This window comes from Martelella mediterranea, from assembly GCF_004342225.1.
GTDB classification, from domain to species: Bacteria; Pseudomonadota; Alphaproteobacteria; order Rhizobiales; family Rhizobiaceae; genus Martelella; species Martelella mediterranea_B.
On sequence record NZ_SMAR01000010.1, the window covers coordinates 18,018 to 42,696 of the forward strand.

The 24,679-nt window shown below is 56.5% G+C and carries 22 protein-coding genes; 11 read left to right on the forward strand and 11 right to left on the reverse strand.

The annotated features are described in order from the left end of the window. The first annotated feature begins 49 nt into the window (after window positions 1–49). Together EDC90_RS08520 and EDC90_RS08525 are read left to right on the forward strand one after the other, a co-directional pair. A complete protein-coding gene (locus tag EDC90_RS08520) occupies window positions 50–1,675 on the forward strand; it encodes an FGGY-family carbohydrate kinase (protein ID WP_132310520.1) in 1,626 nt (541 codons plus the stop codon). A 149-nt stretch (window positions 1,676–1,824) separates the two neighbouring features. Next, window positions 1,825–2,829, forward strand: a complete 1,005-nt coding sequence (locus EDC90_RS08525) for a LacI family DNA-binding transcriptional regulator (protein ID WP_165972787.1) — start codon at window positions 1,825–1,827, stop codon at window positions 2,827–2,829. A gap of 32 nt (window positions 2,830–2,861) precedes the next feature. Here the strand turns inward: EDC90_RS08525 and EDC90_RS08530 are convergent, their stop codons facing one another. The 5 genes from EDC90_RS08530 to EDC90_RS08550 form a co-directional block, all read right to left on the reverse strand. Further along, the gene (locus EDC90_RS08530) at window positions 2,862–3,605 is read right to left on the reverse strand and encodes a hypothetical protein (protein ID WP_132310524.1); all 744 of its coding nucleotides are present in this window, start codon (window positions 3,603–3,605) and stop codon (window positions 2,862–2,864) included. A gap of 197 nt (window positions 3,606–3,802) precedes the next feature. Then, window positions 3,803–4,621, reverse strand: coding sequence for an SDR family oxidoreductase (locus EDC90_RS08535; protein ID WP_132310526.1), 819 nt, complete (start codon window positions 4,619–4,621; stop codon window positions 3,803–3,805). 104 nt (window positions 4,622–4,725) lie between these two features. After that, window positions 4,726–6,261, reverse strand: coding sequence for a tripartite tricarboxylate transporter permease (locus EDC90_RS08540; protein ID WP_132310528.1), 1,536 nt, complete (start codon window positions 6,259–6,261; stop codon window positions 4,726–4,728). Beyond that, a complete protein-coding gene (locus EDC90_RS08545) occupies window positions 6,258–6,731 on the reverse strand; it encodes a tripartite tricarboxylate transporter TctB family protein (RefSeq protein WP_132310530.1) in 474 nt (157 codons plus the stop codon). Before EDC90_RS08545 ends, EDC90_RS08540 begins: the two co-directional genes overlap by 4 nt. A gap of 20 nt (window positions 6,732–6,751) precedes the next feature. Further along, window positions 6,752–7,729 (reverse strand): tripartite tricarboxylate transporter substrate binding protein, encoded by a 978-nt coding sequence (locus EDC90_RS08550; RefSeq protein WP_132310532.1) that lies wholly within the window; start codon window positions 7,727–7,729, stop codon window positions 6,752–6,754. Between the two features lie 119 nt (window positions 7,730–7,848). Here EDC90_RS08550 and EDC90_RS08555 point away from each other — a divergent pair, with 119 nt between their 5' ends. Together EDC90_RS08555 and EDC90_RS08560 are read left to right on the forward strand one after the other, a co-directional pair. Then, window positions 7,849–8,619, forward strand: coding sequence for a FadR/GntR family transcriptional regulator (locus EDC90_RS08555; RefSeq protein WP_165972788.1), 771 nt, complete (start codon window positions 7,849–7,851; stop codon window positions 8,617–8,619). 1 nt (window position 8,620) lies between these two features. Continuing rightward, window positions 8,621–9,283, forward strand: coding sequence for an RraA family protein (locus tag EDC90_RS08560; protein WP_132310536.1), 663 nt, complete (start codon window positions 8,621–8,623; stop codon window positions 9,281–9,283). A gap of 66 nt (window positions 9,284–9,349) precedes the next feature. Here EDC90_RS08560 and EDC90_RS08565 read toward each other — a convergent pair whose 3' ends face one another. Genes EDC90_RS08565 through EDC90_RS08590 form a run of 6 tightly spaced genes read right to left on the reverse strand, consistent with a single transcriptional unit; the run spans window position 9,350 to window position 15,799 of the window. Next, window positions 9,350–10,345 (reverse strand): LacI family DNA-binding transcriptional regulator, encoded by a 996-nt coding sequence (locus EDC90_RS08565; protein WP_132310538.1) that lies wholly within the window; start codon window positions 10,343–10,345, stop codon window positions 9,350–9,352. Between the two features lie 14 nt (window positions 10,346–10,359). Beyond that, window positions 10,360–10,953, reverse strand: coding sequence for a dual specificity protein phosphatase family protein (locus EDC90_RS08570; protein WP_132310540.1), 594 nt, complete (start codon window positions 10,951–10,953; stop codon window positions 10,360–10,362). Window positions 10,954–10,955: 2 nt separating this feature from the next. Continuing rightward, window positions 10,956–11,981: an MBL fold metallo-hydrolase gene (locus tag EDC90_RS08575; protein ID WP_132310542.1), complete on the reverse strand. Its 1,026-nt coding sequence runs from the start codon at window positions 11,979–11,981 to the stop codon at window positions 10,956–10,958. Beyond that, window positions 11,969–13,711, reverse strand: a complete 1,743-nt coding sequence (locus tag EDC90_RS08580) for an ABC transporter permease (RefSeq protein ID WP_165972789.1) — start codon at window positions 13,709–13,711, stop codon at window positions 11,969–11,971. The genes EDC90_RS08575 and EDC90_RS08580 overlap by 13 nt, the downstream gene beginning before the upstream one ends. Window positions 13,712–13,716: 5 nt before the next feature. Then, a complete protein-coding gene (locus EDC90_RS08585) occupies window positions 13,717–14,691 on the reverse strand; it encodes an ABC transporter substrate-binding protein (RefSeq protein ID WP_132310544.1) in 975 nt (324 codons plus the stop codon). A 25-nt stretch (window positions 14,692–14,716) separates the two neighbouring features. Then, on the reverse strand, window positions 14,717–15,799 hold the full coding sequence (locus EDC90_RS08590; protein WP_132310546.1) for an ABC transporter ATP-binding protein: 1,083 nt from the start codon (window positions 15,797–15,799) through the stop codon (window positions 14,717–14,719). 671 nt (window positions 15,800–16,470) lie between these two features. On the opposite strand from EDC90_RS08590, the gene EDC90_RS08595 reads away from it, so the two are divergent. The 7 genes from EDC90_RS08595 (at window position 16,471) to EDC90_RS08625 (ending at window position 24,658) form a co-directional block, all read left to right on the forward strand. Continuing rightward, complete coding sequence (locus tag EDC90_RS08595; protein WP_132310548.1) at window positions 16,471–16,680, forward strand: hypothetical protein; 210 nt, start codon at window positions 16,471–16,473, stop codon at window positions 16,678–16,680. A 428-nt stretch (window positions 16,681–17,108) separates the two neighbouring features. Beyond that, complete coding sequence (locus EDC90_RS08600; RefSeq protein ID WP_132310550.1) at window positions 17,109–18,965, forward strand: ABC transporter ATP-binding protein; 1,857 nt, start codon at window positions 17,109–17,111, stop codon at window positions 18,963–18,965. A gap of 103 nt (window positions 18,966–19,068) precedes the next feature. After that, on the forward strand, window positions 19,069–20,931 hold the full coding sequence (locus tag EDC90_RS08605) for an ABC transporter ATP-binding protein (protein WP_132310552.1): 1,863 nt from the start codon (window positions 19,069–19,071) through the stop codon (window positions 20,929–20,931). Between the two features lie 191 nt (window positions 20,932–21,122). Next, a complete protein-coding gene (gene petA / locus EDC90_RS08610; RefSeq protein ID WP_132310554.1) occupies window positions 21,123–21,701 on the forward strand; it encodes a ubiquinol-cytochrome c reductase iron-sulfur subunit in 579 nt (192 codons plus the stop codon). 17 nt (window positions 21,702–21,718) lie between these two features. Next, window positions 21,719–22,999 (forward strand): cytochrome b, encoded by a 1,281-nt coding sequence (locus EDC90_RS08615; protein WP_165972790.1) that lies wholly within the window; start codon window positions 21,719–21,721, stop codon window positions 22,997–22,999. A gap of 16 nt (window positions 23,000–23,015) precedes the next feature. Then, window positions 23,016–23,876 (forward strand): cytochrome c1, encoded by an 861-nt coding sequence (locus tag EDC90_RS08620; RefSeq protein WP_132310558.1) that lies wholly within the window; start codon window positions 23,016–23,018, stop codon window positions 23,874–23,876. A 242-nt stretch (window positions 23,877–24,118) separates the two neighbouring features. Beyond that, complete coding sequence (locus EDC90_RS08625; protein WP_132310560.1) at window positions 24,119–24,658, forward strand: adenine phosphoribosyltransferase; 540 nt, start codon at window positions 24,119–24,121, stop codon at window positions 24,656–24,658. Window positions 24,659–24,679: the final 21 nt, after the last annotated feature.

Sequence of the window (24,679 nt, forward strand, 5' to 3'; positions counted from 1 at the left end):
CATTCCTCGTTGCGGCCGCATAAAAGAATGATCTTCAGGGAGACATGATATGGGCCATCACTTCATTGGTGTTGATGTGGGGACCGGCAGTGCGCGCGCCGGTGTGTTCGATGAGACCGGCAAGTTGATTGCCGCTGCCAAGCAGGACCTGACGATCTGGCGCGAAGAAGGCGACATTGTCGAGCAGTCGTCGAACAATATCTGGGCGGCGATCTGCTACTCCACGAAGGCAGCGGTCAAAAAGGCGGGCATCGACCCCGCGTCTGTCAAAGGTCTTGGCTTTGATGCCACCTGTTCGCTGGTCGTACTTGATGGAGAAGGGGCGCCGCTGGCCGTCGGTCCGTCTGAAGATCCCGAGCGCAATATCATGGTGTGGATGGACCACCGCGCGATGGAGCAGGCCAATCGTATCAACGCCGGTGGTCATGATGTTCTGAAATATGTCGGCGGTCGTATCTCGCCGGAAATGGAAACCCCGAAGCTTTTATGGCTGAAGGAAAACCGGCCGGACATTTTCGCAAAAGCGGCCCATTTCTTCGACCTGGCTGACTTTCTTTCGTGGCGCGCGACCGGCTCGAAAGTTCGCTCGGTCTGCACCGTCACCTGTAAATGGACATATCTGGCCCATGAGAAGCGGTGGGACGCGGACTATTTCCGCGCCATCGGGCTGGAAGAACTGGTTGACGATAATTTTGCGCGCATTGGGTCTGAGGTTGCCGATATTGCGACCCCGCTCGGGGAAGGTTTGAGCGCGGCGGCGGCTGAAGAACTGGGGCTTTTGGCCGGGACACCCGTTGGCGCATCGCTGATCGATGCCCACTGCGGCGGCGTTGGCACATTTGCATGCCGCGGCCCGAATGGTGAGGATCTGCCGCCGGAAACGCAGATGGCGCTGATCATGGGCACATCGGCTTGCGCCATGACGCTGGCAAAAGATGCGAATTTCGTGGATGGCGTCTGGGGACCGTATTTCGGTGCGATGGTTCCGGGTTACTGGCTGCTGGAAGGCGGCCAGTCTGCCTATGGCGCTGCGCTTGACCATTTGCTGACGCTGCATCCGGCCCATGCCGGCATGAAGGAAAAGGCCGAGAAGGAAGGCATTGCGCTGCCGGTCTATCTGGAACATCGCGCAATCGAAAAGGCCGGGTCTGCAGAAGAGGCGGCAAAGCTGTCCCGCGATATTCATGTCGTTCCGGAATTTCTCGGAAATCGCGCGCCCTATGCGGATCCGCAGGCAACTGCCGTCATCAGCGGTCTGACGCTGGATGCTTCAGAAGACAGCTTCATCCGTCTTTATGTCGCCGGGTTGTGCGGCCTTTGCTATGGAACGCGGCAGATTATCGAGGCGGAGAAGGCAAAGGGCCTGCCGCTGGAAACGCTGGTGGTCTCCGGTGGCGCGGCCCAGAGCGCGCTTCTGCGCCGCATCCTTTCCGATGCAACCGGCATGAAGGTGGCATTGCCGGAAACGGCGGAACCGGTTCTTCTCGGCGGTGCCATTATCGGTGCGGTGGCTGGTGGCTACCATGACGACCTTCGCAGCGGTGCGGAGAAAATGTCGAAGATACGGGAGATCATGTCTCCGGCAGCCGGCGAGATCACCAAACTTCACGACAAGAAGTTTGAGGCCTTTGCCCTGTTGCAGGAAACGGATCGCAAAATCCGGAAGCTCGGCTGAAACGGCTGTTAAACGGCATGCTGTCATGCCGTTTCAACTTTCCGACGCTCTTCGTTTGTGAAAGTAAGGAAAATGCAGCCCCTGCCCTGCGCTTTCGGGCGTTGAGGGGCTGCTATCAAGAACAATCACAAGAGGATGACCGGAACAGCATGGCCAAGACGATATCCGAGATTGCCGAGGCGACCGGTTATTCGCGCACGACCATCACGATGGTGCTCAGCGGACGCGCCAGCCAGTATCGTATCAGCGCGCGCGCTCAAAAGATCATTCAGGCCTATGTCGATGAACACGGGGTCACGATCAACCAGACGGCACGTAATCTGAAAACGAAACGGTCGCAGACCGTCGGCTTTATCGTTCCGGATATCGCCAATGCGTTTTTCGCACATGTGACGGCACATCTCGAGGGGCTCTGCCGGGCCGAGGGACTGGTTCTGGTAACCACGTCCAGTCTGGAAGATCCCGAAACGGAAAAGCGGGCCATCGATAGTCTTTTGGCCCGGGGCGTTGACGGTCTGGTGCTGGCGCCCTGCGCGCCGCGGCCGCCCGAGCCTTCCAGAAAGCGCGGCCGGAATACGCCGCTTATCCTGATTGACCGCGCCTATCCTGAAGATCAGGCACCGGTGATTTCGAGTAACCATCAGGTCAGTGCCCATCTGGTGACCCGCGAAATGATCGCTGCCGGTGCTTCACGGATCGCCTTTTTATGCGGGCATCCGGATAACCCAAGCATTCAGGATCGTATCGAAGGTTTCCGCAAGGCCGTGGTCGAGGCCGGACTTTCGGATGAGGATGTGCAGCTCCTGAGTGCACCGGAAGACAGCGCAGAAGCCGGGCATGCAATGATGGGCCAGTTGATGTCTGCGGCCGGAAGAGCGCCGCCCGCGATCCTGTGTTCATCGCTTCTGGTTCTGGAGGGCGCGCTAAAGCGCATGAAAGGCGAGCTGGGCGCTGTGCCACGCGATGTCATCATCGGGACATTCGACTATGACGGATTGCTCGAGTTTCTGCCGAACAAGGTGTTTGTGGTGCAACAGGATGAGGAGGCCATGGCGCGCGCCGTGTTCGATCTCCTTCTGCAACAGATGTCCGGCCAGAAAGCAATAAAGCCCGGCCGGACAATCCTTGAAACGCAGCTTGTTCATCTCGGCTGACCGGCAGAAGATTTCTGTCGGTCTGTCTCAGATCATGACAGTGTGAGCGACGCCGAAACGCTGAACTTGTCGCCGATCGTGCCCACCATTTCGCAAGGCGCATTAAAGGGTACAGCACCGCAAAGCGATCCGGTGGTGATGAACGAGCCTGCCTGCAACATGCCGATCCTGTCTTCACCGCTCTTGGCATAAGCGATGACCGGCTTCAAAACGCCGCCGAACGGATGTCTGGCGGGTTTGTTGAAGATTTCGGCGCCATTGGCAGTCAGGACCAAAGGTTCGCCGTCAATATCGAGTTTGCCGGTATATTTCTCTCTTCCTGCTACGTAACCGACGCCTGTCAGGTTATCGGCAAGTTGAGCCCAGACGGTCGATTTCGGCTGATCGCGAAAACGCGTTCCGATGATCTCCATGCCGAAGACGAAGTGGTCGACGGCTTCCAGCACAGCGTCTTCACCAGCTTCGGCCATTTCCGGCGTGATGGTTTTGCCGAGAACAAAAGCGAGCTCGAACTCAACGCCCATAACACCTTCGGCAGGCAGTGCCAGGCTTCCGCCCGTGCTCGTGAACTTGCTGGCATAAATCGGTGCAGCAACGGCCTTGCCTTCGCCGTTGATTGCAACTTTGAAGCCTCCGGGCGTCTGTCCAAGGCGCGTCATAACAGCGGACTGTACCGCATAAGCTTCGTCCTGGGCGATGCCGGAAAATGCGTCCTGGTCGATCAGCTTCTTATTTTCATAGGCGCTGACGAGCAGGTCTTCATATTGATTGCTCACGGGAAAATTCCTTTGTGTTTAAACGTCGAGGCTACTTTTTACCGATGTCAGTCGCCGCGTTAAGGTCGAATCGGAAATAGCCGATCTGGTTCGAGTTTAATGGAATTATCTTTCCCGATCATTGCGTTATCGAAAATTCACTCTTTCCGAAATGCTTAAAAAGCCGCCGGCAATGAAGCCGGCGGCAGGCGGGAGGATTACCAGGATGTGAAGCCGCCATCGACGACGACATTGGACCCGGTCATGTAAGAGGACGCATCCGAGGCGAGGAACCGAATGACGCCGTTATACTCATCCACCTCAGCCTGACGGCCAAGCGGGACGCGTTCGAGAAAGGCATCGATAAATTCCTTGTCGTAGGAGCCGGTTTTCACACCGCCGAAGGATACGATATTGCAGCGAACCTTCTTTGGCGCCCAGTAGGTGGCAAGGTAACGCGTCAGGTTCAAAAGTCCGGATTTGGATGCGGCATAAGACACGGCCTTGACGAAAGGCACGCCGTCGCGCTCCAGCCGGTAGGCATAAAGTGCCTGGTTCGGCGAAACCATACCATACATGGAACCGACATTGATGATGGAGCCGCGCTCCTTCTCGGCCATCTTGGTGCCGACAACCTGGCTGGTCAGCATCACGCCGGTCAGGTTGGTATCGATGATCTCATCCCAGTATTTCTGCGGATATTCCTCGAATGGGGCATTCTGGTCGGCCGCGCCATCCGGCTTGGAATCGATACCGGCATTGTTGACGAGGATGTGCGGGACACCCCAGTCGGCAATCAACTCATCGGTGGCAGCCTGAAGTGCTTCCTTGTCGGTGACGGAGGCTTCATAGATCCGGATACGGTCCTCAAGACCGGGAAACTTTTCCGCAACCTGTGCGGCTGAAAACGGACGACGCGAAAAGATCGCGACCTTTGCGCCGGCCTCAGCCAGTGATTTGGAAAACTGGGTTCCTAGCTGACCAAGTCCACCGGTAACAACGGCAATGCGGCCTTCGACGGAGAACATATTGTCCATGGTTTTGTCCTTTCAAAAGAGGTGAAAATTTGAATTTGAAGATGTGTTGCGGCGACCGGTCAGGCGTGAAGCTGAGGAGGTGACGGCCGCCGCAATGGGAGAGCTCATGGTGTCTCCTCGGCGTCGGCTGTATCTGTGGTTTCCGCGCCCGCCCGTCGGAAAACGATGATTGCGTGAACCGCCGTTGCCACAAGGATCAGGCAGACGGTAGCACCAAGCGTTGCCGCTATCGGGCGTTCAAAGAAGCCCATCAGGTTGCCGCCGGAAATCTGCATCGACATGATGAAGTTGCGTTCCAGCACCGGGCCCAGCACGAGGCCAAGAATGACCGGGGCAATCGGAAAGCCGTTGCGCTCCATCACATAGCCGACGATGCCGGAAATCAGCATCACCCACACACCGAACAGTGTGTTGTTGACGGCATAGGAACCGAGGAAGCAGCAGACCAGAATGATGGGAACGATCACGGACCGCGGGATCGATAGAACATGACGGGCAAGTTTGATCGCCGCAAAACCCAGCGGGAATAAAAGCAGGTTGGCGGCGAAGAAGCAGAGAATGATCGCCGTCGGCATCGACGGGTTTTCAACGAACAGCCGGGGGCCGGGATTCACGCCCTTCATGAACAGAACACCGACCGCGATTGCGGTGACGGCATCGCCGGGGATGCCGAAAACCAGTGCCGGAATCCATGCGCTGGAAAGACCGGCATTGTTGGAAGATGTCGATTCAATCAGTCCCTCGGGATGGCCGGTTCCGTATTTCTCCGGCGTCTTGGAAAAGCGCTTGCTCATGCCATAGGCAATCCATGCAGCGAGATCGCCCCCGATGCCCGGCAGCGCACCGACGATCGTGCCGAGTGAGGCACCGCGTACGAATGAGAAGGGGTATTTGCGGAACAGCCCGAAGATGCCCTGAAACGGCCTGATCTTTCCAAGCTTCGGCATCTCGTTGCCGCCGGTCTGGTTGGTCGTGAAGCCACGCAGAATTTCGGAAAAGGCGAACATGCCGATCATCACCGGGATGAAGGAGACGCCGCCCATCAGCTCCATCTGTCCGAAAACGAAGCGTGGCGCGCCGGTGGTGATATCAAGTCCGACGGTTGAGATCAGAAGGCCGATCATCAGCGAGACGAAGCCGCGGGCGGCATCATTGCCGGAGACAAGTGCACAGGTCAGAAGGCCCAGCACCGCAAGCCAGAAGAATTCGAAGCTGGAGAAATTAAGAGAAATCTTTGCCAGAAGCGGTCCGGTCAGAAGCAGGACACAGGCACCGACAAGGCCGCCCATCGCAGAAAAGAAAAAGCCGATGGAAAGCGCCGTGCTGGCCTTTCCGTGAACAGTCATCTGGTAGGATTCGTCTGTATAGGCGGCTGAAGCCGGGGTGCCGGGAATACGCAACAAGGTGCCGGGCATGTCGCCGGCTGAGATCGCCATGGCTGTCGATGAAACGATCAGCGCGATGGCGGGCACAGGCGCCATGTAGAAGGTCACGGGGACCAGAAGCGCCGTCGACATCGTTGCCGTCAGCCCCGGCAGGGCGCCGATAAACAGGCCATAGACTGCGCCGAGCAGGATAGCGAGCAGAACATCGGTCTGCATGACGATTGAAAGCGCCTGAAGCAGTGTTTCCGTGCTCATGGCAGAATTCCTCCCAGAACGCCGGCGGGCAGAGGCACCAGCAGTCCTTTCGAAAAGCCGAAATAGAGGATGAGGACGACGACAGGGCTGAGAACTGCGGTCAGGGGCCAGGACGCGCCCATCAGCAGCATCAGCACCGCCATGTAGATCATCGCGTAAAGGGGAAAACCGACAGACTGGAACAGCAGGATGCCGACCAGCAATCCTGCGAGCGTCCAGAAGGCCGCAGCTTTCCTGCGCCAGGGCACGCGCCATTCAGAAAGGTCGAACAGCTTCTCGCCGCCACCGGCTATGAAATCGCCGAGACCGATCGCAATACCCAGTCCGATAAAGCCGATGCCGATCAGCATTGGCATGAGGTCCGCACCGAAACGCACGCCCGGGACTGTGGGAAGCTGAGACGCTCCCACAATCACGGCCACTCCGAAGAGTGACAGAGCGGGTCCGGTAATCCGGTCGCTGATTTTCATTGCATGTCACTCCGGTGGCGTTACTTCGCCAGTCCCAGAACCTTCATGGTTTCAGCAAGACCTTCATAATCGGCGTAAACCGTGTCTTTGAAAGTCGCGGAATCCTGATAGGCGACCGAGAAACCACGTGATGACATGAACGTCTGGAAGTCGGGATCGTCGCAGATTTCCTGCAAGGCCGCTGCCAGCGCGGTCACGGTTTCCTCCGGCATACCATCCGGTCCGGCAAGGCCACGGAACGGCATTGGCGACCACTGGACGTCGAGCGCTTCGGTGGTCGTCGGAATGTCGGGGAAGAGCGGGCTGCGCTCATCAGCGATCAGCGCCAGCGTCTTCACCTCTCCGGCTTCAACCAGAGAACGGGCCTCGGCGGGCGAGGTGGAAACAACATCGATTGCACCAGCGGCCAGCTGCTGCAAAGCCGGAGCAGACCCATCCGAGGCGACCCAGGGGCTGGCGTCGGGCGCGATGCCGAGCTTGTTTAAAAGGCCAGCCCAAGCCAGATGCGAAAGCCCGCCGCGGTTGGCTCCCGAAGCGGTGACCGTGCCCGGATTTGCTTTCACGTCATCGATGAGCGCCTGAACATCACCGAAGTCGGCGTCAGCCTGTAAATTGATACCGATCGCATCGGCATTGTATCGGCCGATATAATCGTAGTCTTTCGGCGTCACGCCGGGCAGGCCCTGCGTTTCATACATCGTGCTTTCGATGGTGATTACGCCGATCGTGTAGCCGTCCGGCTTGGCATTGGCGATTGCCGAGTGGCCGACCAGACCGCCGCCGCCCGTGCGGTTGACGACGTTAAACGGCTGGCCGAACTTTTCCTCCAGGTCCGCTGCAACCGCGCGTGCAGTGGCATCGGTGCCGCCGCCAGCCGACCACGGAACGATGATCGTGACGGCACGCTCCGGCCATTCTGCATGGGCAGCACTCGCCAGCCCCAGCAGGGCCGCGGCAGCGACGGACGTGTGAACCAAAGTCTTCAGTGTGGATTTCATTATAACCTCCCGTTGTGTGTCTTGCGCGTTTCCGTCTCGTACGCGAAAAATGCAAGAAACTAACACTTGACTTATGACTCATGACATAAGTACTGTCAACAGGCGAAAGGATGCTGGTTATGAACTCTGACATCGGGATCGACAAAGAAATGCCCTTGCGTCGGCGCGGCCGGCTCTATTCTGAAGTCTCGAAGATTCTGGAAAACCGGATTCTGGCGGGCGAGCTGAAGATCGGCGACCGTCTGCCGTCTGAAAGTGCGATTGCCAAGGAGTTTGGCGTTTCGACGCGTGCTGTGCGTGAAGCTGTGCAGGAGCTTGAGGTCAAGGGGCTGGTGCACCGTCGGCACGGCGAGCGAACCGAAGTCGTACGCGACGATGTGGATGGCTATCTCGACACGCTGGCCATTACCGTTCGTCAGCGGTTTTCGACGGATCCGGACTATCTTCTGCAACTGATGGCGGTGCGCCGGATGATCGAGGCGGAAGTTCTTGAGTTGATCACCGACAACGAAACGCCCGTCACACCGGAGGTCACCGCAGCCCTGGATGCGATGCGCGCGGCGCGGGACAGTAAAGATTTCTCGGGCTTCGTGAATGCCGATGCGCAATTTCATCTGGCGCTGGTGCATGCCACCGGCAATCAGATTCTTCAGCTGATTTATGACAACCTCGCCGGTCTCATCAACGAAGTGATCCATGTGTCCAGCCGGGTGCCGACCAAATCGCTGGATGAGGCTTATTCGGAACATGCCAGCATCTACGACCTGATCATTGCGCGCGACAAAGCTGGTGCGAAAGCGCTTCTGCGTGCGCAGATCGACAACAGCGCCGACTATTTGCGTCAGGCGATTGAGAAATCCAACCAGAAAAAGGCCAGAAAAGAGGATTGAAATGGCTGAATTTGATTATTCGGACACCGATTGGGACGCAATCGAGCGCCTGAAAAAATGGTATTCGGGCGATATTCACGACAGTATGGAGGCACTCGGCCTCTGGGGATGTCTTGAGGGCATTTCGCTTCTGGGTGCGCTTGCTGACGGTGATGTGGTCTGCGGTCCTGCGGTGACGGTTCTGTTCGAGCCGTCTGATCGCAAGGGCGAGCCGCAGGATGTCTATCACAACGCTATCGACAATGCCCCTAAGGGCGGCATCATGGTGTGCGATGCCTCCTGTGCGCCCGGCTCATGCTCCGGCGAACTGATGAGCACCGGAGCCAAAACCCATGGCTGCGCGGCGACGATCGTAAACGGAACGGTTCGCGATCTGGCACAGGTGCGTGCGCTTGGCTATCCGCTGTTCGGCACCATGCCGAGTCCGATTGGCGTGACCGGCAAAAAGGAACCGAAGAAAAGCCAGGTTCCGCTTCAGATCGGAAAGGCGACCGTTCGTCCCGGCGATGTGATTTTCGGGGACGTTGACGGTGTCGTCGTGATCCCGAAGGAACACCTTAAAGCCGTTGCCGATCAGGCCGATGCACTCGGCAAGGAAGAGGCGGCCAATCGCGACCGTATTCTGGCCGGTGAAAAGCTTCAGGAAGTCTGGCCTGCAAGCTGAGCTTCACGGTTTTTGAGAAACTGAATGAGGGCCGTTGGTTTTACGACCGGCGGCCCTTTGATCGTTTCAGCGTACCGATGCCCGTTCAACAAGACTGACGGGAATAAAATGATGCGATGGCGGTGCGTCTGCCGGTCCGGTTATGGCGTCGAGTGTCGCTCTGGTCAGTGAGGAAAGTGACTGACGAATGGTGGTCAGCCGGTGCGATGACCAGTCGGAAATTGGCGCGTCGTCAAAGCCGATAACAGAAACGTCATCCGGTACTTTCAGGCCCAGCTCATTGCGGGCCGTATTCATGACCCCAAGGGCGATTTCATCTGTGACACCGAAGATGCCGTCAATGCCGGGTCTTGAAAGCAAACCACGCGCGGCCTCAATTCCGGTTTCGTAAGTGTTGCGGCCCTGGCTCCATTCGGTGACGGGTATCCTGTTTTCCTCCATGACCTGAATGAAGGCTCTGGCGCGGGCCAGCTTGGCAGATGTTCTGGACGCGGAGAGAACCACTGCAACATTTTTACATCCCGCTTCAATCAGCCGTTTTGCGGCGAGCGCTCCACCTGCGTCAGAATCGGCTTCGATCTGGTCGACAAGCCCGACATTATCCGGCAAAGGACGGTTTATCAGCACCAGCCGCGTGCCATTTGCGGCCGCCAGTTTCATCAGCATGTCTGGCACCGCGCCTGATAAAAGCACAACCGTGCGGACGCGGTACTCCAGAAGCTTGGCAAGCGCGTTTTCAACATCGTTTTCCGCACCGGCAAGGTTGAGCATCATGCATTGCAATCCATGGCCGTAGAGGGCTGCCGTCAATGCATCCACCTGCGCGGAGATATATGGATTTGAAAGGTTTGCGCCGACAAGGCCGACTAGGTCAGAGCGCTCCTTGTGAAGCGTGCGCGCAAGAAGATTGACACGATAGCCAAGTGCCTCTGCGGCTTTCATCACCCGCTCACGGGTTTTCGGCGCAACGCTGGCGCCTTCGGTGAAAGTGCGGGAAACCGCCGAGCGGGATACGCCCGCTGCCCGCGCCACATCCGATGCGGAGACAAATTTTTCTGCCATGCCGTGCCTTGTGCTCAGTTCCGTTTCCCTAAAAGGTTGCGTAAACGCACCTCTTCGGCAAGGGCGAGCATAGGCGGAAGTGGATATTTCTCATCCAGCCCACGCAAATTTCTAAGGTGGTCGAGCGCGGCTTCAAAGGTTTCAAACTGTTGCGGCAAAAAGGCTGCAAGCCACAGAGCAATCAGTGAAACCGAGCGCGAGCGGCCCCCCCGGCAATGCACCAGAACATGTCCGTTTCTATGCTTGGGGTAATGTGGCTTGGCTGGAACATAACTGCTCATCAGGCCCTCGACCGTGTGAACGGCTGCCGCCATCAAGTGCGGACTGTTACCCGCACCGTCAATCATCCCGATCTGATAGCGGCGGACATGCACTCCGTCTGCCAGCGTCAATGGACCGGGAAACATATTGATTGAAACGTTCAGCGTTTCAGTGATCCCGGCCTGAAGCAGGCAACCGGCATCTTCAGCTGCTGCAAGGTTGCCCAGAAACAGGGTTTTATTGTGCGGACCGACATTTTCAGCGACGGGATAAAGAAGCGGGCGCACGTCTTCCCGGGCTTCGGATAAAGGCACCTGATCGGGAACACCGAGGCGTTTTTCTGTCATCTTTAAATCTCCGTCTCAGTTGTTTTTCTAAGCCGCTTTTCCAGTGCCGCGCAGAGCTCCGGCGCATGATCCACGTTGACGAAAGCAGGTATAACCTTTTCAGCACCGCAGGCGTCAGCCAGCTTCAGAATGTCGCGCTTGCGGGGGTGTACATTCCAGGGCAGCCATATGGCGTCACCCTTTTCGGTCAGGCGATGTGCAGGTGTGCCATGCGGCACGTGACTTGAAAAGATGAAACGAAATCCGCCACGCGCCAGGAGCTCGGCAGACAGGCCCGCTTCGCCGTTGGATTCAGTGGCGATGATCACTTGATCCGGACGGGCCGTTTCAGCCTTGACCACAGGAAAAGCCTGTCCGGTGGCAGCCATAATTTCATCTGCAATAACCTGACTTGTATGAACGGTATAGCCATGAGCGGCCATGGCCAGTGCCATATCCGTGCCACGACCGGCTGCCGGACAGCAGAGCACTGCGCCGTTTGCCGCTTGTTGTGCGATTGCCTTGATCTGGGTGTTCAGAGACTGGTCACGATCACCGTAGGAGGCATCAATCAAAAGTGTTCTGGCCGAAGGCAGAGGATCAAACACCATGCCTTGCGATTCCAGGCTGATATCGCCTGTATAGATAAAGCCGCCATGTTCCGTTTCCAGATGGAACCATAGGCCGCCCGGTGCATGGCCGCAGCGGCCGCTTTGAAATCTCAGGCCTTCATACTCGAAATGCCCGCACTCCGGAATAACCCGGATATGCGCGGGTTTGTGTGTTTCAGGCAGAAAGTCGAAGGTTTTTTCACTCGCGAAGGCTATGGGGTTTCCGACTTCGCCAAGACGGTTGAGGGAACCGGCGTGATCGGTATGGGCATGGCTGATAAACACGGCGTCAATTTTTCCGATATTCGAAAGATCGGGGTGTTCACCGGGTTCAAGGCCATCGCCAAGATCGAAGAGGATACGTTTGCCATGAATCTCAACCAGAAAAATGGCGGCGCTCTTGCGATTCAGTCCGCTTAGGGCTGTCAGTCGTGCCAAGGCAGAACTCCCTGCGGCAGCCGCTTCGCGAATGTCAGGCTGATCAGCATCAATGAGAGGATCACAATCACCATCAGGCAGCCAACCGCTGCAGCCAGCGTCGATGAGCCTGCTTCCTCCAGAAAGATGATCATCGGGCCGATGGTTTGCGCGCGGGAGGAGACCAGAAGAACTGACGTCTGAATTTCGTTAATGGCCGTCATGAACACCAGAATGGCAGAGGCGGCAGCTGCCGGAGCAAGAACCGGGAGGATGATATCTTTCAACCTGCGGAAAATGCCCGCGCCGGTCACCTGCGCTGCTTCATCGAGAGAGCGGTCGATCTGGGAAAAACCACCCAGAACGGGCTGTAGGGCGAGCGCCAGGAAATTCGACATATAAGCGGCGAGAATCACCCAAACCGTGCCATAGAGACTGGTACCCAGAAGCGGGATCGGTCGCAGGAAGAACAGGATCATCGCGACGCCGATGATGATGCCGGGCAGGGCATAAGCAAGCTGTGATGAGAGATAGAGCATGCGTGGCGTTGCGCCTTTTCGCCAGCTCAGGAAATAGCCGAGCGCAACGGAAACCGGAACCAGAACCGCCACGGCAAGACCTGTAAGCCACAGGCTGGTGAAGAAGGCTTCGCGAATGCCTTCGTGATGGAAAAGGGCGTTTGAGAAGTTCTCGAATGTCAGTGTTTCAAGATTGAGCGGTTGACCATAGCCGCGCACCAGTGCTGAACCGGCCAGGGCCGAAAGCGGCAACGCCAGCGCAAATAGAAGATAGCCCCAGGCAAGGCCGGTGATCGGAAGGCACCAGCGGCCCAGCGGAAACTGAAACGGTTTTGACGCGCCATCGACGCGCTGGTCGCCCATGCGGCTCAGCCATCCGGCAATTGCCATGCCGCCAATCGTCAGCACGGCCAGAAGCAGAGCCAGAAGCGCCATATCGTTGAGCGCTGACGGGCCGTAGGAGTTCAGCCGACGATAGATCAGCGTGATCAGCGTTGAAACGCGCGCGGGAATGCCGAGCATGGCCTGAATGCCGAAATTTCCGATGGAAGAGACAAAGGCCAGCGCCGCACCGGCAAATATGCCGCCACGAATGAGGGGCAGAATAACGCCAAGTGTTGCCCTAGCAGGCGAAGCACCAACAGCGCGGGCGGCTTCCACCAAAGCGGCGGGTACACGGCGCAGGTTGGCGCGAACGGACAGGAATACGAGCGGAGCGTTATAGATGCCCAGCAGAAGCACAATGCCGCCTGAGGAATAAAGCGGATGACGCATGCCGGGCTCGAGCGAAAGTCCGAAAAAGCTCATGACCGGACTTGCGGGAGAAAAGGCCTGAATCCACGCAAGCGCAATCACCTGCGGCGGGATCATCAGCGGCAGAACAAAGCCGAAAACCCATGCGGTCCGGCCTTTCATGTCGCTTGCTCCGACCAAAAGGGCAGCCAGAGTTCCGGCAATCGTTGCAAGCGCTGTTGCCGCCAGCGAAATCCAGATGGTGTTGATGGTTGCTTCCATCACGCGTCGTCCGCCGAGCACATCTGAGATGCGCGCAAGATCGAAACCTGTGTTGGTGACAAGCGCAGCATAGACGAGGCGGGCGAGCGGCAGGATCGATAACAGGCCGACGAAAAGCGCCAGAAGAAGCATCAGCGTCCGCTCATGCTTCAAAGCGCGGGAAACGCTGGAGAGCGCCCGAAACGGACGCTCCCCGGATATTGCGGTCGAAAGAGACATGGTGATTAGAGGCCGAAAATCTCAGCGAACTGTTCGCGAACCTGTTCGTTGTTCTTCACAGCCTCGTCTACGTCGTAGCCGAGGAGTTTCATCGAGGAGAGTTCAGGATAGCCTTCCGGCGCGGCAACGCCTGGCAGCAGCGGCAGGTTGCCCTGTTCAGACACCAGCTCCTGGCCTTCCTTCGACAGGAGGAAGTCAACAAACTTCTTGGCAGCTTCTTCGTGTTCTGTTGTCTTCATGATGGCGACCGGTTCACCGATGAAGGATACGCCGTCCTTGGGCGCAATGTAATCGATCGGCGAACCATCAGCCTTGGCGCGCAGTGCATTGGCATCAACGATGATGGCGTATTTGGCCATGCCAGAGGCAACAGCCTTGGTTGCCGGTCCGTTGCCGCCTTCCGGCACGATATCGAGATCGTTCAGGCCTTCATAGAAGTCCCAGCCGATGGACGGATCGTTGATCAGTGCGTGCAGGTGGTTCAGTGCTGCGCCGGAATATAGCGGGCTTGGAACCGCAATCTGACCGCGATTGTCTTCAACCAGAAGGTCGTTCCAGCTGTCGACCGGTTCTGCAATCTCGGTGTTGTATGCGATGCCGGTTGTGATTGCCTTGGTGCCGAAGAAGGTCATGTCCTTGTCGTAGGCTGCCTTGTCGTAGCCTTCGACCGGCGCATCGGGATAAGCCATCAGGTGGCCGTCAGCTTTCAGTGTGCCGAGGTTGATCGGATCGGCGACCAGCAGAACGTCGGGCTGGATCTGACCGGCCTGAATTTCAGCGCGCATGACATTCATCAGTGCTGACGTGCCATTGCGGGTCCAGTTGACCTTGATGTCAGGATTGGCCGCTTCAAACGCGTCAACCGTCTGCTGGGCCTGTTCCGGCGCCTGGCTGGTGTAAAGGGTGATGGTTTCTTCGGCGTGGGCGGCCGAAACGGCAAGAGCGCTGACGGCAGCAAGGGCGAGCATGCGGAGTTTCATGGAGATTTCCTTGGGTTTTCGTCGTTTAAACAGGGGCTTGCTCGGGTTTCAGGTCCGGAAGGACCCAGCCGTCAGCAAGCGTGACGGCTACGCGCTGCCCGGCTTCTATCCGGGCCGGAGCAGGAACGTTCATGAAGAGGGGCTGATCGTGCGGGCCAACGCCAAGCTCGACCTTCAAAATATCACCGCGGTAGGTCATCCGGCGGATCACGGCATCAATTCCGCCCTGATCCGTCAGTTTCAGGTCGCCGGGATGAAAGGCGAGACGGGCATGCGCGCACGGCCTGTCATTCGGCTGGCAGCGGGCACGTACCGGCACTCCGAAAAGTTCGGCAAAAGCATAGCCGCTGTGATCGGGCTGATAGTTTTCGATGTCGCAGATCTGTCCGTCGCCAATAAAAGTCGCGACCATTTCGTTGGCGGGCTGACTGTAAAGCGTTTCGGGGGCGGCGAATTGGGCAATGACGCCCTTGTTCATAACCGCGATGCGATCTGCCAGTGCCAGCGCTTCAGCCTGATCATGAGTGATGTAAAACATGGTGGCGCCGGATTCGCGCTGGAACCGCGCAAATTCAGCTTCCATCTCACCACGCAGGTGCACATCAAGGTTGGCAAGCGGTTCATCCAGAAGCACAACGCCGGCATCCATCGCCAGGCAACGTGCGAGGGCCACGCGCTGACGCTGGCCTCCGGAAAGCGCTGTAGGTCGCCTGTTCGCAAAATCAGTCAGTCCCACCGTTTCCAGAACGCGTTCGGTACGGTTTTCGCGCTCCTGTCTTGGCAGACCTTTGACCTTGAGGCCGTAACCGACATTGCCTGCCACCGTCATATGTGGCCAGAGTGCGTAATTTTGAAAAACGACGCCGATGCCACGGTCTTCCGGCGGCATGTGCTGTCCCTCGCCGGAAAGCAAAGTATCGCCGATGCGGATCGAACCCCGGTCAATCGGTTCAAAGCCCGCCAAGGCGCGCAACAGTGTCGTCTTGCCGCAACCTGAAGGACCGAGCACGGCGACGAATTCGCCAGCTTTGATGGAAAGCGAAATGCTGCGCAGGACCTGTGTGTCGCCGAATGATTTATCAACCGCTTCGATTGCAATGGCACTCATGAGCGCAGGCCTCAGCTCTACCGACAAGCCCGGTTATGATCTGGACTTGTCTGACGTTCGTTGTTTTGCACAGCTGTGCAATCTCTTGCGCCATCAATGCACCGCTTATGTGACAGTTCGATTGCAGAGATTTTTCGGTTCTGTGAAACTTGGCGCGAAGACAGGACTGAATTGCCTGAACCGGCGGAGGCTCTGAACAGAAGCATGAGGCGAAGAATGCACAGCTGCAAAATTTCGCCAGAAGCGATATCCGCAAGGAAAAACGGGCTGTTCTGAAATGGGGATATTTTCTCTCACAGTCTGCCGGAAGCAGTCTGTGTTTTCTGATCAGAAACGGTTTTGCAGCGTATTTATCCTGGCCGCCAAGTTGCTCCTAAACTGCTTAACAAAATCTACACGTTAACAGGACAGATGTTCATTTATACGCATTAATCATTCGTATAAGTGGCGTTTCAAGACATGCCCTAGCGGGTTTCCCATGCCGCTCCTCGCCTGAGACTTTGCGACGGGGCGCCGCGTATTGCAGCGCGCGAGCATAAAAACTGCCGGACGGGCGGGAACCGAAATGAAGCACGGCAAAGACCTGCTGACTTTCGGTAAAGAGGAACTGGTTGCGTCGAAGAAGAGCTTTCTTTCGTTTTTACGCTGTTCGTGTGACACGCCGGAACCAGTTGGAGATCATCAAGGTGTTGGATGATGACGAAATCATTCTGGCACAGCGGCCCTTCGACTTGTCGTTTGAACGTGCCGTTCCAATTGAGGTCATGGTCCGCGGTGATGTGATTTCAGCAAATGTTGCCGGGATCGACATTGAGGCACAGGACCCAGGCCCCAGGCCCTGGAATACTCTTCTATGGCGGTTTTGGTTTTTTGATGCATGACGGCGCGCTTTCGGTCGATGAAATCCGGGTCTCGCCGGTCTGACTGGCCTTACCACCTGCAAAACGACAACGGTTCAGATACTTCAGGAAACGTCAAACTGTTGCCTATGAGTGACAGTATTCGCTGAAATGGCAGGCGTTGTGAAAGGTGGAGGCTGGTCAAAGCTCAATATTCGGGCCTATATGGTTTCAGGATTTTTCTCTTGGACGAAAGGAGGCATCAGCATGATCGATATCAGCACCGCAGCGATGCTTCGCGTCCCGCCATTCCGGCTCGTGTGACCTTTCACACCACCTTCTTCTTTTAACTTTATCTCATCGTTATTACATCGCGGTAATCTTTGCCGCCTATGTCCCTTGCAGGGTTCTTGTCGCCGCTGGACCGGCTGCACCTGTTTTGAACCCTCGGGACGATCTGGAGACTGAACATGTTTAGCTGGTTTGAACAGCGTCTGAACCCTTATCCGGATGCGCAACCAACTGCGCCGCCAAAAGGGCTTATACCGTTCTTGTGGTATTATTCTAAGCCTGCGGCGCCTTGGCTTCTGGCCATGGCTGCCGGATCCGCTTTGATCGCCATCGGCGAAGTCATTCTGTTTCAGTTCCTCGGCAATGTTGTCGATTGGCTTTCATCGGCCGACCGGGCAACCTTTCTTGCAGACGAAGGCTGGAAGCTCTTTGCCATGGGCTTTCTGGTTCTGGTGGCCTTGCCTGCAATCGTAGCGCTTGATGCTCTGGTTATGCATCAGGGCTTGCTGGGAAACTTCCCGATGATTGCTCGCTGGCAGATGCATCGCTATCTGTTGCGACACGGGGTGAATTTCTTCGCCAATGAGTTTTCGGGGCGGGTGTCACAGAAGGTAATGCAGACGTCACTGGCGATCCGCGAAACCGTGATGAAGCTGCTGGATGTTTTCGTCTATGTGATGACCTTCTTTGTCACGATGTTCATCGTGGTTGGTGCGGCAGACTGGCGACTGTTGATGCCGCTCCTTCTCTGGGTTGCGATCTATCTCGGATTGACCATTTATTTTGTGCCGAAGTTGCGCAGGATTTCCGCAGAGCAGGCCGATGCGCGTTCATTGATGAGCGGGCGTATCGTTGACAGCTATACCAATATCTCAACGGTAAAGCTGTTTTCCCACGCCGGACGCGAAGCCGTCTATGCACGCGAAAGTATGGACGGCTTTCTGGATACGGTTTACCGGCAGATGCGTCAGGTGACCAAGTACCAGACACTTGTTTATCTGAACAACTCCGTTGCGCTGTTCGGTATCGCGGGTATGGGGATCTGGCTGTGGCTCGATGGCAATGTCGCCGTGGGGGCCGTTGCCGCCGCAGTTGGCCTTGCGATGCGTATCAGCGGTATGTCGCAGTGGATCATGTGGGAGGTTTCGGCTTTGTTCGAAAATCTCGGCACGGTCTATGACGGCATGGAAATGATGAGCAAGCACCATGAGGTTGTCGACAGGCCGGATGCCAGAAAGCTGTCCGTCAGTGAGGGTGAGATCGTTTACGATCACATTGCATTTCATTACGGCAAGGAAGGTGGCGTTATTCAGGATCTTTCGCTGACGATCAAACCGGGCGAAAAAGTCGGCCTTGTTGGGCGCTCCGGTGCCGGCAAGACCACAATGATGAACCTTTTGCTGCGGTTTTATGATCTGGAAGGCGGCAAGATCACGATCGACGGGCAGGATGTATCGGCGGTGACGCAGGATAGTTTGCGCGAAAACATTGGTGTGGTCACGCAGGATACGTCTCTGCTGCATCGTTCTATCCGCGATAACATTGCCTATTCGCATCCGGATGCTACGGATGAAGAAGTCATCGACGCAGCGAAACGTGCCAATGCCTGGCACTTCATCAAGGATCTCTCGGACCTTCAGGGACGCACCGGCCTTGATGCGCATGTCGGTGAACGCGGTGTGAAACTCTCTGGCGGTCAGCGTCAGCGAATCGCGATTGCACGTGTATTCCTGAAAAATGCCCCGATTCTGATCCTGGATGAGGCAACATCGGCGCTTGATTCCGAAGTCGAAGCCGCCATTCAGGAAAGTCTCTTCGGTCTGATGGAAGGGAAAACGGTTATCGCGATTGCCCATCGGCTTTCGACCCTGACCGAGATGGATCGTCTTGTCGTCCTCGATAAGGGGGAAATCGTCGAGATGGGGACGCATCAAGAACTTGCTGATGCTGATGGCATTTATGCCGATCTGTGGCGGCGCCAGTCCGGCGGCTTCCTCGGTGAAGAGGCCAGCGCAAAAGGTCAGGCTGCTGAATAAAATCCTGTCCGGCCCCGATCTTGGATGATTGGGGCCGGATTTTTGTTGGCATGTTTGACAACAGCACATTTGCGCGCTGCGTGAATCCCTGTATGGAATTGTCATGATTTTTCGCCGTATCGCCCAAATCTTCGAAAACTGGATCGACCCGCTGGCCGGTGACGCGCCCGCACGCCCGCCGGAAAAGCTGTGGGCTTTCCTCTGGTACTTCCTGAAACAGGCTAGATGGCCGTTTTTTGCCATGTTGATCGTCGGCGGTGGCGTGGCGGTGATGGAAACGGCATCGTTCTGGTTTATGGGCGTGCTTGTTGATTTTCTCGATGACACGCCGCGTGCGGAAGGCTGGCAAGGGCTGATCGCGGTGCATGGCGGTGCACTTCTGGCCATGGCTGTTGCCATGATTGTCGTGCGTGTCGGTCTCACGACATTGCAGATGTTGATTGAAGAGCAGACCATCGTGCCCGGCTTTAACAATCTGGTGCGCTGGCAGTCTTATCGCTATGTCGCGCGGCAATCGCTCGATTTCTTTCAGAATGATTTTGCCGGCCGGATCGTCACCAAGGTTACTGCAGCCGGGCAGGCGATTGGCGATCTGATGTCTTCGTTGCTGCAGGTCGTCTGGTTTATGGCGATTTATGCGATTTCGACGATGGCGCTTGTGGGACGCCTCGACTGGCGGCTGGCTGCGCTGATTGCGGCCTGGATCGTCATCTTCGCAGCGCTTGCACGGTATTTTGTGCCGCGCATCCGTGAAAACGCCCGTGAACTGGCTGAAGCCAATTCGGTGATGTCCGGCCGGATGGTCGACTCGTTTTCGAATATCTCGACGCTCAAGCTGTTTGGCAGCGATGAGGGCAATGATCGCTACATGCGCGGCGGGTTTGAGCGGCTGATCGCGACAGTACAGCGCTTTACGCGTTTTATTACGGGTGTGCGGGCTTCGCTCAGCCTGCTTTCAGGTGTGATGATCACGCTGATCGCAGCCCTTTCTGTGCATTTGTGGTTTTCAAGCGATATCTCTTCAGGAGACGTGGCCTTCACACTCGGACTGGCACTCAGGCTGTCCATGCTTCTGGGGCGCCTGATGATGCAACTTAATGGTATTATGCGGGCCATCGGGACCATTCAGAATTCGGCTGAATTGATTTCAAAGCCGATCACACTCATTGATAAACCCGATGCGGCCCGGCTTGTGGTCGAAGAGCCATCGATCCGCTTTGAGAATGTTGGTTTCAGTTATGGCGGTGAGAAGGGGGTGATTGACGACCTCACTCTTGAGGTCGCCGCTGGTGAAAAAGTCGGGATCATCGGGCGTTCCGGAGCGGGAAAGTCGACGCTGGTTAATCTTCTTCTCCGGTTTTACGACGTTGAAGCCGGACGCATTCTGATTGACGGGAAAAACGTGGCTAATGTCACGCAGGAAAGTCTGCGGGCCCATATTGGTATGGTTACGCAGGATACCGGGCTTTTGCATCGTCCGATCCGCGATAATATCCGTTTCGGTAGTGAAGATGCCGACGATGATGCGCTCTGGGAGGCCGTTGAGCGCGCGGAGGCTGACGGCTTTATCGCCGATCTGGCGGACATGAAGGGGCGCAGAGGCTTTGATGCTTTTGTCGGCGAGCGTGGTGTGAAGCTTTCCGGTGGTCAGCGGCAGCGCATCGCGATTTCAAGGGTTATGCTCAAAAACGCACCGATCCTTGTTTTGGATGAGGCGACGTCTGCGCTTGATTCCGAGGTTGAGGCGGCGATTCAGACCAATCTCATGAAGCTGATGGAAGGCAAAACGGTGCTTGCCATTGCCCACCGCCTGTCCACGATTGCAGCGCTTGACCGGCTTGTCGTCATGGATAACGGGAAAATCGTTGAGCAGGGCACGCATCAGCAACTGCTGGATCGCAGCGGCCTTTATGCAACGTTTTGGGCGCGCCAGTCCGGCGGTTTCCTGCCGGAGCTTGATGTGTGAGTTATCATCCTTCCCGCAGACAAGACCGATCTGATCGTGACGGAAATCAGCCACCCACTGGACATCGTTTCCGATCACGCCTAAAACTTTTGACTTAAATAACACGTTGCCGATGCGTTTCCGCAGTGAAGGGACATTGCGCAAGGAGGAGGCGCAAACCGGCAGCGGCATCAGCTGATGGAGGGCTGGCTGTGCAAGACGAGACTGTTTCGACGGATCATTCCGCCGAACCGACCCGGCGTGATTTCCTATATCTGACCACTGGTGTGGCGGCTGCTGTTGGCGCGGCTGCTGTGGCCTGGCCATTCATCGACCAGATGCAGCCGGATGCTTCGACACTGGCGCTTTCAACTGTGGAGGTGGATGTCTCCAGCCTTGAGCCAGGCATGTCGCTGACGGTGAAATGGCGCGGGAAGCCGGTGTTCATCCGCAATCGCACAGAGCAGGAGATTGAAGCTGCAAAGCAGGTTCCGCTTTCCGATCTGAAAGACCCGGAAGCGCGCAATGAAAATCTGCCTGCGTCCGCACCGGCGACCGATGTTGACCGTTCGGCGGGTGAGGGCAAGGAAAACTGGCTCGTCATGATCGGTGTTTGTACTCACCTCGGCTGCATCCCGCTCGGCCAGTCGGGCGAGTTCGGCGGGTGGTTCTGTCCCTGTCATGGCTCGCACTACGACACGGCGGGCCGTATCCGAAAAGGCCCGGCGCCGGAAAACATGGCGATACCGCTGTTTGAATTTACATCCGACACTGTCGTCCGGATCGGGTGAGGGGGAGAAACTGACTGATGAGTGGACACTCGAGCTATGTGCCCGGCAATGGTGTGTCGAAATGGGTGGATGCACGCCTGCCGCTGCCAAGAATGCTGTATGACAGCTTCGTTACCTATCCGGTTCCGCGTAACCTGAATTATGCCTACACATTTGGTGCCATGCTTTCGGTCATGCTGTTGGTGCAGATTGCCACCGGGATCGTTCTGGCAATGCACTATACTGCCTCGACAGACGGTGCATTTCTGTCTGTCGAAAAGATCATGCGCGATGTGAATTATGGCTGGCTGCTGCGCTATATGCATGCCAATGGCGCTTCGTTTTTCTTCGTCGCCGTTTATCTGCATATGGCCCGCGGGCTTTATTACGGGTCATACAAGGCGCCACGGGAAATCCTGTGGATGCTTGGGGTTATCATCTACCTTCTGATGATGGCGACAGGCTTCATGGGCTACGTTCTGCCCTGGGGGCAGATGTCGTTCTGGGGCGCAACCGTGATCACCAGTTTCTTTTCTGCCTTCCCGTTGATTGGTGACTGGATTCAGCAATTGCTGCTCGGTGGCTTCGCTGTCGGTGAGCCGACGTTGCAGCGTTTCTTCGCACTTCATTATCTGCTGCCGTTCATGATTGCAGGTGTCGTGATCCTTCATATCTGGGCGTTGCATGTGACAGGACAGACAAACCCGACTGGCGTTGAGGTGAGAACCGAAAGCGATACGGTTCCGTTTACGCCTTACGCAACCTTAAAGGATGCGCTTGGGGTTACGGTTTTTCTGATTGTTTATGCATGGTTTATCTTTTACCTGCCGAACTATCTCGGCCACCCGGATAATTACATTCCAGCGGACTCTCTCAAGACACCGTCGCATATCGTGCCGGAATGGTATTACCTGCCTTTCTACGCGATGCTGCGTGCCATTACCTTCGATATCGGACCGATCGATTCCAAACTCGGCGGTGTTCTGACAATGTTCGGCTCGATCCTGATCTTGTTTTTCCTGCCGTGGCTCGACACGTCAAAAGTGCGTTCAGCTGCCTATCGGCCATGGTACAAGCTGTTCTTCTGGCTATTCATTGCCAATGCGCTGATGCTGGGCTGGCTTGGGTCTCAACCTGCCGAGGGCGCGTTTGTGATCATGTCGCAGATGGGAACGCTTTATTATTTCGGTTTCTTCCTGGTGATCATGCCGCTGCTCGGGCTTTTCGAAAAGCCAACGCGCATTCCAAACTCCATCACCGAGGCTGTGCTGGAAAAGAAGGCTGGAAAAGCACCAGCCGAAACCGGTTCACAGGAATAGGGCGAGGGGAAGAAAAATGAAAAAGCTTTTATCACGTTTTCTTCTGGTCGCTTTTCTGACGCCGCTCTGTCTGGCGGCCGCCCATGCGGCAGAAGAAGGGGGAGAAGGCGGTGGTACACCGCACTATCCGCTGAAACATCCTGAGCACGAAGACTGGAGTTTCGCCGGGCCGTTCGGTACCTATGACCGCGGCCAGCTTCAGCGTGGACTTAAGGTTTACCGGCAGGTCTGTTCGGCCTGTCACTCACTTGATCTGGTCGCCTTTCGCACGCTCACAGATCTCGGCTATTCCGAAGCGCAGGTAAAGGCGCTGGCAGCTGAGTATGAAATTGAGGCGGGGCCGGATGACGATGGCAACATGTATATGCGGCCGGGTATTCCATCAGATTATTTTCCCGCACCCTTTGAAAATCCAGAGCAGGCGGCTGCCTCCAACAATGGTGCGGCGCCACCGGATTTGTCGCTGATGGCGAAAGCACGCGGCATTACCCGGGGTTTTCCGACCTTTATCTTTGATATGTTCACCCAGTATCAGGAAGGCGGACCGGATTACATCCATGCGCTTTTGACAGGTTATGAAGATCCGCCGGAAGGTGAGAACGTGCCGGTTGGTTCTTATTATAATCCCTATTTCGCCAATGCGGCTGCACTTGCGATGGCGCCGCCGCTTTCTGAAGGGATTGTCGCTTATGATGACGGCGCACCGGAAACGGTCGATCAATATGCCAAGGACATCTCCGCGTTTCTGATGTGGACAGCTGAGCCGAAGCTTGAAGCGCGCAAACAGCTGGGTCTCACGGTCATGGTTTTTCTGGTCATCCTCACCGCGCTGGTCTATCTGACCAAAAAATCGGTTTACGCGTCCAAGCGCGATTGATTTTTGCGTCACAAACGTGAACAAAAGAGGCGGTTGTGACCGCCTTTTTTCATGGCAATACGCTACAGAATGCGGCGGTCTGTATGCTGGCTGATGTTCAGCCAGCTTATCGAATTCAAGGCGTCGGGGTTTGCCATGTGATGGCGGCTCCAGCGTTTGCGCCGGTGTCCGTTCCGGTGCTGCTTGCAAATGATTTTTCGCTTGGCGAACGAACAAGCGGACACTGAAAAGGACTGTTGACGATGCGCGACAAATACGAACTGGTCGATTCCATTCGCTCGATCCCGGACTATCCAAAGCCCGGCATTATCTTCCGTGATATCACGACGCTTTTAGGTGATCCGCGGGCGTTTCGCTGTGCGGTGGACGAACTGGTTCAGCCCTATGTCGGCATGAAAATTGATAAGATTGCCGGTATTGAAGCACGCGGATTTATTATCGGTGGTGCCATTGCCCACCAGCTTTCTGCCGGCTTCATCCCGATCCGCAAGAAAGGCAAGCTGCCTGATAAAACTGTTTCCATGACCTACAGCCTTGAATATGGCGAGGATGAAATGGAAATGCATGTTGATGCGATCAAGCCGGGCGAGAAGGTCATTCTCGTTGACGACCTTATCGCCACCGGGGGGACGGCAGAAGGCGCGGTGAAGCTGCTGCGTCAGATCGGTGCGGAGCTGGTTTCAGCCTGTTTCATCATCGACCTGAAGGATTTGCCCGGACGCAAGAAACTGGAAGATATGGGTGTTGAAGTGCGCTCGCTGGTGCAGTTCGAAGGACACTGAATACCCTTCGCTCGCAGGCGG

Coding starts and splice junctions, on each gene's coding strand:
- EDC90_RS08605 (WP_132310552.1), top strand. CDS start 19,069: ATGATTTTTCGCCGTATCGCCCAAATCTTCGAAAACTGGATCGACCCG.
- EDC90_RS08615 (WP_165972790.1), top strand. CDS start 21,719: ATGAGTGGACACTCGAGCTATGTGCCCGGCAATGGTGTGTCGAAATGG.
- EDC90_RS08565 (WP_132310538.1), bottom strand. CDS start 10,345: ATGGCAGAAAAATTTGTCTCCGCATCGGATGTGGCGCGGGCAGCGGGC.
- EDC90_RS08550 (WP_132310532.1), bottom strand. CDS start 7,729: ATGAAATCCACACTGAAGACTTTGGTTCACACGTCCGTCGCTGCCGCG.
- EDC90_RS08585 (WP_132310544.1), bottom strand. CDS start 14,691: ATGAAACTCCGCATGCTCGCCCTTGCTGCCGTCAGCGCTCTTGCCGTT.
- EDC90_RS08620 (WP_132310558.1), top strand. CDS start 23,016: ATGAAAAAGCTTTTATCACGTTTTCTTCTGGTCGCTTTTCTGACGCCG.
- EDC90_RS08540 (WP_132310528.1), bottom strand. CDS start 6,261: ATGAGCACGGAAACACTGCTTCAGGCGCTTTCAATCGTCATGCAGACC.
- EDC90_RS08580 (WP_165972789.1), bottom strand. CDS start 13,711: ATGTCTCTTTCGACCGCAATATCCGGGGAGCGTCCGTTTCGGGCGCTC.
- EDC90_RS08555 (WP_165972788.1), top strand. CDS start 7,849: ATGAACTCTGACATCGGGATCGACAAAGAAATGCCCTTGCGTCGGCGC.
- EDC90_RS08520 (WP_132310520.1), top strand. CDS start 50: ATGGGCCATCACTTCATTGGTGTTGATGTGGGGACCGGCAGTGCGCGC.
- EDC90_RS08545 (WP_132310530.1), bottom strand. CDS start 6,731: ATGAAAATCAGCGACCGGATTACCGGACCCGCTCTGTCACTCTTCGGA.
- EDC90_RS08625 (WP_132310560.1), top strand. CDS start 24,119: ATGCGCGACAAATACGAACTGGTCGATTCCATTCGCTCGATCCCGGAC.
- EDC90_RS08600 (WP_132310550.1), top strand. CDS start 17,109: ATGTTTAGCTGGTTTGAACAGCGTCTGAACCCTTATCCGGATGCGCAA.
- EDC90_RS08590 (WP_132310546.1), bottom strand. CDS start 15,799: ATGAGTGCCATTGCAATCGAAGCGGTTGATAAATCATTCGGCGACACA.
- EDC90_RS08525 (WP_165972787.1), top strand. CDS start 1,825: ATGGCCAAGACGATATCCGAGATTGCCGAGGCGACCGGTTATTCGCGC.
- EDC90_RS08560 (WP_132310536.1), top strand. CDS start 8,621: ATGGCTGAATTTGATTATTCGGACACCGATTGGGACGCAATCGAGCGC.
- EDC90_RS08535 (WP_132310526.1), bottom strand. CDS start 4,621: ATGGACAATATGTTCTCCGTCGAAGGCCGCATTGCCGTTGTTACCGGT.
- EDC90_RS08570 (WP_132310540.1), bottom strand. CDS start 10,953: ATGACAGAAAAACGCCTCGGTGTTCCCGATCAGGTGCCTTTATCCGAA.